The 1131-nt window shown below is 41.0% G+C and carries 1 protein-coding gene; it reads right to left on the reverse strand.

Going from position 1 to position 1131, the window contains the following annotated elements; translation table 11 throughout:
• Positions 1 to 765 (reverse strand): transposase (locus tag AS888_RS09905; protein ID WP_185113072.1); only part of this gene is annotated, 765 nt, incomplete at its 3' end.
• Positions 766 to 1131 lie beyond the last annotated feature (366 nt).

The following is a 1131-nucleotide window of genomic DNA, read 5'->3' on the forward strand; positions in this document are numbered from 1 at the left end:
ATGACTGTCATGTGTATTACCAGGTGTTACAATCGTTCCCAATACAAAACCGTTGCCGTCTGCGGCAGCATGGAATGAATAGGCAAACTGTTTTGTTCGTTCATCTTTCACATAGTAGCCACTCTCAGGATCCGTAGTACTTTCTTTAATTGCTTTGGTTTCTTCCTTATCAAATTTATCTGGTGGAAAAGGCTTCTTTCCGTGGTTTTCACGATCTTGATTGATTTCTTCTTGAAGACGTCCTTGATACGCTCGTGTTTCTTTACGAACGATTTTCTTTTCAAATTTCCGTTTATTCGCACTGGCTTTCACATGTGTGGAATCCACGAAAACGTGTTCTACACTTATTAACTTTTTATTAGCAGCTGTCATTAAAATGCGACAGAAAATCTGTTCAAACAGGTCTGTATCTTTAAAGCGTCGCTCATAATTTTTTCCGAACGTAGAGAAATGAGGCACTTTATCATGGAAACCATAGCCTAAGAACCAACGATAAGCCATATTGGTTTCAACTTCTTCAATCGTTTTACGCATGGAACGAATACCGAAGGTATATTGAATGAAAGTCAGTTTAACTAAAATAACTGGATCAATACTTGGGCGTCCTACCTCTGAGTACATATCTTTCACCAAGTCATAAATGAAAGTGAAGTCAATGGCAGCCTCCATTTTACGATCCAAATGGTTCGGTGGCACCAGTTGATCTAAAGTAATCATTTCAAGTTGATCTCGCTGAATAGAATCATGTTTAGAAAGCCTCCTCATCACCTCAAGTTTTTATCCTTCAATTTTAAAACAAAAATGACTCCAGTCAAAAGTGTTCTATCTAAAAGGTAAGACAAAGTTGATTGGAGCGGGTGTTCGAGACTCCTGCGGGAAAAGCGCGTCTAGGGGAGACCCCGCAGGCAAAGCCGAGGAGGCTCCCCGACCGCCCGCGGAAAGCGAGTGCCTGGAGTGGAAATCAACGTCTAAATTGTACAGGCCATAAAAATAGACAAACTCGATTTTCATCGAGTTTGTCTACAGTCTGAGGCAAAGCATGGCGCTTTGCCTTTTTTTACTTTACAGACTTTTCACTTCCACGTTTTCCGGAAGCTTGAAAGGGTTGTCGGCATTGATCCGGTCATAAAA

It is taken from the genome of Peribacillus simplex (genome assembly GCF_001542915.1).
In the GTDB taxonomy this organism is placed as follows: Bacteria; Bacillota; Bacilli; order Bacillales; family DSM-1321; genus Peribacillus; species Peribacillus simplex_B.